Consider the following 8,539-nt stretch of genomic DNA (forward strand, 5'->3'; position numbering starts at 1 on the left):
GATCCGGGGCGGCCGACGGCTGCACCCTGGCGCCCATGCCCAGCAGGGCCAGACCGTCCACCACCCCGAAAGCCCGATTGCTGGTGCGTTCCGCCAGGCGGGCGCCGGTGGGGAAGACGAGGGTGAGGCGCAGGGTTGTCCGGGGGGGCAACAGGGGCTCCAGGTTGTGGTGCAGCAACTCCAGGGCGAAGTTGGAGGCGCAGATCCTGCCGCTCTCGGCGTGAACGCCGACGCCGGCCCCCGGCAGCAGTTGCAGGGGAGGATGATCACGTCCACGGGGAGGCCCCCATTCCGCCAGCACCCAGATGGGCAGATTCCGGGTCAGATCCAGGTGGTCGCCGGGCTGACAGCGCCCCGTGGCCAAGGCGGCGTCGGCCCCCAGCGGCGCGGCCTGCTGCACCGGCAACCCGTGGAGGCTAGTGTCCCGGGGCAACTGCACGGACACCGGGGACACAAACGGTTCGCCCCGCAGGCAGCGGAGGGCCGCCATGGCCACGGCGGTCACCCAGACGGGCAGGCTGTAGCCCTTGACGGTTTCGGAGGCGTTGGACACTGGATTGGACACCGGGGGCGCTGTTGCAATAACGGGTTGAGAGCAATCCCAATGGCGGCGGGAAGTCGGTTCCTATAGTGATTGGCTGTTCCCGTCCTGTCTGCCGCCGCCATGGAGGACAAGCTCACCCTGATGATTCCCGGTCCCACGCCGGTGCCGGAGCGGGTGCTGCAGGCCATGGCCCGTCACCCCATCGGCCACCGCAGCGGCGCCTTCAGCGCCACCCTGGAGCGGGTGCAGCAGCAGTTGCAATGGCTCCACCAGACCCGCAACGCCGTCCTGCTGCTGACCGGCAGCGGCACCGCGGCCATGGAGGCGGGCATCATCAACACCCTCAGCCGTGGCGACCGGGTGCTCTGCGGTGACAACGGCAAGTTCGGGGAGCGGTGGGTGAAGCTGGCGCGGGCCTACGGTCTGCAGGTGGAGGTGATCCAGGCGCCATGGGGTCAGCCCCTGGATCCGGCCGCCTTTGCCGCTGCCCTGGAGGCGGATACGGAGAAAACCATCCGGGCCGTCATCCTCACCCACTCGGAAACCTCCACCGGGGTGCTCAACGACTTGCAATCCATCGCCGCCCATGCGAAGGCCCACGGCCAGGCCCTCACCATTGTGGACTGTGTCACCAGCCTGGGGGCCACGGCGGCGCCCATGGACAGTTGGGGGTTGGACGTGGTGGCATCCGGCTCCCAGAAGGGCTACATGATGCCCCCCGGCTTGTCCTTCGTCAGCCTGTCCACCCGGGCCTGGCAGGCTTACGAACGCTCCGACCTGCCCAAGTTCTACCTGGATCTGGGCCGCTATCGCAAAGCCGCCGCTGATAAAAGCACCCCCTTCACCCCCGCCGTGAACCTGGTGTTTGCCCTGGAGGCCGCCCTGACCATGTTGGAGCGGGAAGGATTGGCGGCGGTCTTTGCCCGCCATGAACGCCACCGGGCCGCCACCCAGGCCGGTGTGAAGGCCATGGGCCTCAAACTCCTGGCCAAGGAGGGGTATGGCAGCCCCGCCATCACCGCCGTGATCCCCAGCGGCGATGCCGAGCGCATCCGCCAGCACATGAAGAAACGCTTTGATGTCCTGCTGGCCGGAGGCCAGGATCACCTCAAGGGTCAGATTATCCGCATGGGCCATCTGGGCTTTGTCTGTGATCGGGACGTTCTCACCGCCATTGCCGCCCTTGAAGCGGTGCTCATGGAACTGGGGGAGGGTCACATCAAGCCCGGCGCCGGCGTTGCCGCCGCTGCTGCTAAACTCTGGCCATAGATGCGGGTGTAATTCAGTGGTAGAATGTCAGCTTCCCAAGCTGAACGTCGCCGGTTCGAGTCCGGTCACCCGCTTTTGCCTTCCAGTTTGGCTGTTCTTGAGCTGACAGGGGGCCGCCGCCTCGTTCGTTCCCCGCCCAGTTCCGGCCCAAGCTCTGCCGACGGGATCCCGTGGCCTGAAGAATCAGGCACAGACAACCTTTCCCCTTTTCTCTCTTAAAAGATGCGTGTTACTTTCCCTCTGATTGCCTCTTCGCCTGCTTTTCGCATTGAAAATCTTTATCTTATCCAGAATTGAGATTATAGCAATGTATCGCCGTTGCGCCAACGGGCCGGGCAGTACCCGATCCCGACCCGCTTCCTGAACCGGCCTTACCGGCAGCCATTGGCGCAACCTGTGGGGGACCAGGGGCGGCTGCCCGCAATGGATGCTTTTCCGGCCGCCTCCGATGACCTGGTCCATGGGCTCTGTAGGATGGCCGGGAGCACGCTATTCAGTGACATGGCCAAACGCCGCAATCTCAAAAAGGAAAAGCAGGAGCGCAACCGCGCCTACGCGCGCCGTTTCAAGAAGCGGGGCAGCCATGACGGCCGTGGCGAAGGCGCCGGCAACGGGGTCACCGGAACGGCCAGCAATGGGGGCGCCGCAGACTGAGCCAACCCTGTTCCCACGAAGTGGAACGATGTGGTTCAGTGTGGTCATTCCCACATACAACCGCCTTCCCATCCTGCGCCAATGCCTGGCGGCCCTGGAGGCTCAGGATCTGTCCACAGCCCCGGAGGTGGAAGGCTATGAGGTGGTTGTGGTGGACGACGGCTCCACGGATGAAACCGTGGCGGCCTTGCGCCGGGCCGCCTATCCCCACCTGTATCTGCTCCAGCAGGATCATGGCGGCGCCGCCATGGCCCGCAACTGTGGGGTGAAGGCCGCACGGGGGAACGTGATTGTTTTTATTGACAGCGACCTGGTTGTGGTGAAGGGTTTTCTCGCTGCCCACGCCCGCGCCCTTCAGCGCCACTGGCGCCGCCATGGCAACCGCCTCTGCTTCACCTACGGCGCAGTGATCAACACCAGCAACTTTGCCCGGCCCACCAGTGAGCCCCACAAACTCACGGATCTCTCCTGGGCGTATTTCGCCACAGGAAACGTGGCCATTGATCGTCAACTGCTCCTGCAGTCCGGGTTGTTTGACACGGGCTTCCGCCAGTACGGCTGGGAAGACCTGGAGTTGGGGGAGCGGCTGCGGCAACTGGATGTTGTGCTGGTGCGTTGCCCGGAAGCCGTCGGTTACCACTGGCATCCCCCCTTCCGGCTCCAGCAGGTGCCGCAGTTGGTCCAACAGGAGAAGGAGCGGGCCCGCATGGCCTGGGTGTTCTACCGCAAGCACCCCAGCTTCCGGGTGCGCATGATCATTCAATTCACCTGGCTCCATCTCCTCCTGTGGCAGGCGCTCACGTTGGGTGGGCTGCTCAATGCCCATACCATGGGGCCGCTACTGGCGGCGCTGGTGCGCCGGGGGCGGCCTGGTTGGGCCTTGGAAGTGCTACGGCTGCATCTCAATCGCGTTTACGTGCAGACCGTCTTTGCGGAGGCGCAGCATCAGCGGTGGCAGACCCCACAGCCATCTTGATAGGCTGGGGAAGTAAACACACCGCACACCTGCGTGTTTCGGGTGAGCCCAGGCTTCTGGTCGGGGGCTCCGACGCGGGTGGAGGTCCAACCCGAAACCCGACCCAAATCCTATGGCCATTGCCACCCTGACAGAAATGATGGAGTCCGGCGCCCACTTCGGGCACCAGACCCGTCGCTGGAACCCCAAGATGGCGCCCTACATCTACTGCGCCCGCAACGGGGTCCACATCATTGACCTGGTCAAGACGGCCGTCTGTCTCAACCACGCCTACAAGTGGATCCGCTCAGCGGCCAAGTCCGGCAAGCGCTTCCTGTTCGTCGGCACAAAGAAGCAGGCGGCGGAAGTGATTGCCCAGGAGGCCAGGCGCTGTGGCGCAGCCTACGTGAACCAGCGCTGGCTGGGGGGCATGCTCACCAACTGGACCACCATGCGGGCCCGCATCGACCACCTCAAGGATCTGGAGCGGATGGAATCTTCCGGAGCCATTGCCATGCGTCCCAAAAAGGAGGCGGCGGTATTGCGTCGGGAACTGGACCGCTTGCAGAAATATCTGGGGGGCCTCAAAACCATGCGCCGGCTCCCGGACGTGGTGATCCTGGTGGACCAGAAGCGGGAAGCCAATGCCGTTCTGGAATGCCGGAAGCTGGACATTCAACTGGTCTCCATGTTGGATACCAACTGCAATCCCGACCTCTGCGACGTGCCCATCCCCTGCAACGACGACGCGGTGCGCTCTGTGCAGTTGGTGCTCAGCCGCCTTGCCGACGCCGTCAACGAGGGCCGCTACGGCTCCCGGGAGTAGGCCAGGTTTACTGGCCTCAACGACTTCTTCCCCTGGTCTGGCCCTAAGCTGACCCCTGATTATCTCCCCCACTGTCTCCATGGCTGCCGTCTCCGCCCAGACCGTCAAGCAACTGCGCGAAAAAACCGGCGCGGGAATGATGGATTGCAAAAAAGCCCTCACCGCCAGCGGGGGGGATCTGACCAAGGCCAGTGAATGGCTGCGGCAGAAAGGCATCGCCTCGGCGGAAAAGAAAGTGGGCCGCACTGCCGCTGAGGGTTTGGTGAGCAGCTACATCCACACCGGCGGCCGGGTTGGCGTGCTGGTGGAGATCAACTGCGAGACCGACTTTGTCGCCCGGGGGGAGGAGTTTCAACTCCTGGCCCGGGACGTGGCCATGCAGATTGCCGCCTGCCCCCAGGTGGAGTTTGTGAGCACGGACCACATCCCTGAACCCGTGAAAGAACGGGAAAAGGTCATTGAGATGGGACGAGACGATCTGGCCAGGAAACCCCCGGCCATTCGGGAAAAGATCGTGGCGGGACGCATTGGCAAACGCCTCAAGGAATTGGCCTTGCTGGATCAGCCTTTCATCAAGGACACCTCTCTGAGCGTGGCGGATCGTGTCAAGCAGACCTCCGGCAAGCTGGGGGAGAAGGTGGTTGTGCGTCGCTTTGCCCGTTTTGTCCTGGGGCAGGGGATCGAGGTGGCGGCAACGGACTTTGCGGCCGAGGTGGCGGCCATGGGCGCCAGCAGTTGAGCGCAGCGGCCTTGCAGGATTTGAATCCCCACCAAGACGCCAGCCGGGCACTGCATCAACTGGAGGCGGAAACCGATCAACTGGTGCTCCCCCTGCTGCGCCAGTTGGAGGACTATCTCGGTCTGCTGCGCCAGGAGGCGCCCCGGCAAACGCTGCAAGCCGTCTTCAAGCTGGTCTCCCAGGATTGTCCTGAGCGCTACAGCAGCCTTGGCCATGGGACTCGCCAAACTCTCCAGCGGCGGCTCAAAACCTTGACCCAAATGTCCTGCTGTGTGCTGACCGTGGAGCACCTGTTGGTGCTGGCGCGGAAGCTTAAAGCAGAGCATCAGCGGATCAAGCAGGAGCGGCGCCGCAAGATGCTTGCGGCCCTGGAGCACCTCAATGGCGGTAGTGGGCAGGATGAACCTTCAGGGGAGGGGCTGATCCTGGCCATTCGGGAGCCGTCCCCGGAAGACGCCGCCTTGCCCCTGACGCCACCGAGGGATCCCCAGGGTCTGGAGGACTGGTGTCTATGGCTCAACCGGGCCATGGTTCGCCACCTGCGCACCCTGTCCCACCAACTCGACGTCGAGTTGCTGAACCACCGCCTGATTCAGGCGGTGCTCCCGGTCAGGTTGCTGGATGCGGTGCTGGCTGGCGATGTGGAGGCCATGCAGGCACCGGCCAACCTGCTCAAGATGTCCGTGCCCATGGGGAACGAAGAGAATGCCCCCCAGGTGGTCACCTGCGTGCTCCTGCTCCGTCTGCAGGACATGGAATTTGCCCATCTGCCCCTGCGGCGGAGCCGTCAGCGCCTGCAACAGCACCAGAAGAACCTGCACAACCTTGTTACACAGAGCCGCCAGTGGCGGAGACGGCTGGTGACAGAACAGGCCATGGCCGACTGGAACAACGATCTCCAGCAAATTCAATCCCCACGGCCTTGACAGCACCCACCCACGGTCAGCTCCGTGCTCTGCGGGACTGGGTTGGGCAATTGCAGCGCATCCTGCAGTGGGAAGCGGACCATGGTTTTGTCAACAGCCGGGGCCACAGTGGCCACTTTGGGGAGGTGCTGGCGCGGGGTCTTGCTGAAGCCCCCCTGGCCCCGTTGCGGGACGATCCCACCTGTGGGGAACTCCGGGCCGGGTTTTCCGCCTACTCAACCTGGCCCCCCCAGCAGCGCCGCCACTGGGTGGTGCGCACCCGCAAATGGCTTCACCAGCAGCGTCTCCAGTTCCAGGCCCAGGCCCAGACCGAGACCCAGGCCACTGGGTCCTGCCCGGACCGGCCCTCCCCAGGACCGCCGCCCCTTGCCCGCGTGGAGGGCATCGGCCCCAGGTTGGCGGCCAGGTTGGCGGCTGTGGGCCTGCGGACGGTGGACGATCTGCTGCGCCACTACCCCAGGGATTACATCGACTACTCCCGGCTGCTCCGCATTCGCGCCCTGCGCCCCGGGGAAACCGTGACGGTGGTGGGCGCCGTGGGCCGCAGTCACGCCTTCGTCAGCAGCCGCAACCACAACTTGGCCATTCTGGAACTTCAACTGCAGGATTCCACGGGTCGCTTGAAGGTGACGCGGTTCTATATGGGCCGCCGCTTTACCAGCCCCAAATGGTTGCAGCGGCAGCGGCGGCAGTTTCCCCTGGGGGCCACCGTGGCCGCTTCCGGTCTGGTGAAGAAGGGACCCTATGGCCTCAGCTTGCAGGATCCCCTGTTGGAGGTGCTGGACTCGGGTTCTGTGACCACAAGCCCGGGCCAGCGGATTCTGCCGGTGTATCCCCCTGTGGAAGGGTTGAGTGGGGAAACCCTGCGCCGTGTGGTGCAGACTGTGCTCCCCATGGCCTGTCAGCAGCAGGACCACTTGACGGAGCCATGGCGTCAGCGCTTTGGCGTGATGCCCCTGGCTGAAGCCTTCGCCGCCATTCATCGGCCCGCAAGCGAAGCGGCGCGACAGGCAGGCCGCCACCGGCTGGTGTTTGATGAATTTCTGGAACTCCAGTTGGGGTTGCTGGGCCGCCGGCAGCGACAACGCCAAGCCCAAGCCATGGCCGATCTCACCGTGGCAGGCGCCAGTGACCTGGCGACAGCCTTCCTCACCCTGCTGCCGTTCCGGCTTACCGGGGCGCAAGAGCGGGTGCTGCGGCAGGTTCGTAGGGATTTGCAGGGGACCACCCCCATGGGTCGTCTGGTGCAGGGGGACGTGGGCAGCGGCAAGACGGTTGTGGCGGTCATTGCCTTGCTGGAGGTGATTGCGGCGGGAGGACAGGGGGCCTTGATGGCGCCGACGGAGGTGTTGGCGGCACAGCACTACCGGAGGCTCTGCCACTGGATGGTGCAGCTTCATGTCCCCGTAGCTCTGTTGACGGGATCCACCTCCGAGCGGGACCGGCAAGGGGTGCTGCGGGATCTGGAAACCGGCGCCGTCAAGCTGGTGGTGGGAACCCATGCCCTGCTGGAGGAGCCGGTGACCTTCTTCCGGCTGGGTCTGGTGGTGATTGACGAACAGCATCGGTTCGGGGTGCATCAGCGGAGCCGCCTACTCAACAAGGGGGACGCGCCCCACCTGCTCACCATGACCGCCACCCCCATCCCCCGCACCCTGGCCCTCTCCATCCATGGGGATCTGGAGGTGAGCCAGATTGATGAATTGCCACCGGGGCGTCAGCCGGTGACCACCACCCTCCTGGCGCCCGGTGAGCGGGAACAGGCCTATGGGGCCATTCGCACGGTGGCCTCCCGGGGTGAGCGGGCCTACGTCATCCTGCCCCTGGTGGATGAGTCCGACAAGCTCAAGCTGCGCTCGGCGGTGCAGGAGCACCAACGTCTGGCCGGAACCGTGTTCCCCAACCTGAACGTGGCGCTTCTCCATGGCCGCCTGTCCCCCGGAGCCAAGCAGGAGGTGCTGGAAGCCTTCGTCAGTGGGAAGGCCCAGGTGTTGGTGAGCACCACCGTGGTGGAGGTGGGGGTGGACGTGCCCGATGCCACGGTGATGGTCATTGAACATGCGGAGCGTTTCGGTCTGGCCCAGTTGCACCAGCTTCGTGGCCGCATCGGACGGGGGCAGGTCCCCAAGCCGCTGTTTCCTCGTCAGTGAGTCCCGACAGGCGGTTGCCCGCCAGCGGCTGGAGGTGTTGACCCGCTCCCGGGACGGCTTTGAAATTGCCGAGATGGATTTGCGTTTCCGGGGGCCGGGGCAGGTGTTGGGGACCCGTCAATCGGGCCTGCCGGATCTGGCGCTGGCCAGCCTCACCAGCGATGGCGGTGTCTTGGAGAAGGCCCGGGACGCCGCCAGGCTTTTGCTGCAGGAAGACCCTCACCTGCACACGCTGCCCCGGCTAAGGGCCAGACTGGCTGACCACGACACACGGCTGGCGTCTGCCGCCCGCCTCAACTGATGCCGGATGCTACGGAACGCCCATGGCGCGCCCTGCCCATCAAGGACTGTGGCGAGCCGCTGGCGCCCCTGCCGGAAGACTTGCCCCGGGTGAACCCCCATCCCTATGCCTACCTGGGGGCTCCCTATCCGGCGGGTTGTGGCCCATGGCGGCTGCGTTCAGCGGTGGTGCGGCG

General features: G+C 64.9%; 9 protein-coding genes and 1 tRNA gene. 9 read left to right on the forward strand and 1 reads right to left on the reverse strand.

Annotation, left to right across the window (positions count from 1 at the left end; translation table 11 throughout):
• Positions 1-553: cobalt-precorrin-5B (C(1))-methyltransferase (locus tag BG35_RS0104035; protein ID WP_173399731.1), on the reverse strand; the 553-nt coding region annotated here is incomplete at its 3' end.
• A 111-nt stretch (positions 554-664) separates the two neighbouring features.
• Here BG35_RS0104035 and BG35_RS0104040 point away from each other — a divergent pair.
• The 9 genes from BG35_RS0104040 (at position 665) to BG35_RS13590 (ending at position 8,364) form a co-directional block, all read left to right on the forward strand.
• A complete protein-coding gene (locus BG35_RS0104040) occupies positions 665-1,813 on the forward strand; it encodes a pyridoxal-phosphate-dependent aminotransferase family protein (RefSeq protein ID WP_025781816.1) in 1,149 nt (382 codons plus the stop codon).
• Positions 1,814-1,815: 2 nt separating this feature from the next.
• Positions 1,816-1,887 (forward strand) — tRNA-Gly (locus tag BG35_RS0104045).
• A gap of 427 nt (positions 1,888-2,314) precedes the next feature.
• Positions 2,315-2,467: an Asl3888 family RNA-binding protein gene (locus tag BG35_RS13320; protein ID WP_152535163.1), complete on the forward strand. Its 153-nt coding sequence runs from the start codon at positions 2,315-2,317 to the stop codon at positions 2,465-2,467.
• 28 nt (positions 2,468-2,495) lie between these two features.
• Positions 2,496-3,443 carry a glycosyltransferase family 2 protein gene (locus BG35_RS0104055; RefSeq protein WP_025781817.1) on the forward strand — a complete coding sequence of 316 codons (948 nt, stop codon included), beginning with the start codon at positions 2,496-2,498 and terminating at the stop codon, positions 3,441-3,443.
• Positions 3,444-3,555: 112 nt separating this feature from the next.
• Positions 3,556-4,248, forward strand: a complete 693-nt coding sequence (gene rpsB / locus BG35_RS0104060; protein WP_025781818.1) for a 30S ribosomal protein S2 — start codon at positions 3,556-3,558, stop codon at positions 4,246-4,248.
• 79 nt (positions 4,249-4,327) lie between these two features.
• Entirely contained in the window at positions 4,328-4,987 is a 660-nt protein-coding gene (gene tsf / locus BG35_RS0104065) for a translation elongation factor Ts (RefSeq protein ID WP_025781819.1), read from the forward strand.
• An 11-nt stretch (positions 4,988-4,998) separates the two neighbouring features.
• Positions 4,999-5,913 (forward strand): hypothetical protein, encoded by a 915-nt coding sequence (locus BG35_RS13585; RefSeq protein WP_236619767.1) that lies wholly within the window; start codon positions 4,999-5,001, stop codon positions 5,911-5,913.
• On the forward strand, positions 5,910-8,063 hold the full coding sequence (locus tag BG35_RS10195) for an ATP-dependent DNA helicase RecG (RefSeq protein WP_236619768.1): 2,154 nt from the start codon (positions 5,910-5,912) through the stop codon (positions 8,061-8,063). The genes BG35_RS13585 and BG35_RS10195 overlap by 4 nt, the downstream gene beginning before the upstream one ends.
• On the forward strand, positions 8,011-8,364 hold the full coding sequence (locus tag BG35_RS13590; protein ID WP_236619769.1) for a hypothetical protein: 354 nt from the start codon (positions 8,011-8,013) through the stop codon (positions 8,362-8,364). The genes BG35_RS10195 and BG35_RS13590 overlap by 53 nt, the downstream gene beginning before the upstream one ends.
• The last annotated feature ends 175 nt before the right edge of the window (positions 8,365-8,539 follow it).

The sequence above is a fragment of the Candidatus Synechococcus spongiarum SH4 genome (assembly GCF_000586015.1).
Lineage (GTDB): Bacteria > Cyanobacteriota > Cyanobacteriia > PCC-6307 > Cyanobiaceae > Synechococcus_B > Synechococcus_B spongiarum_F.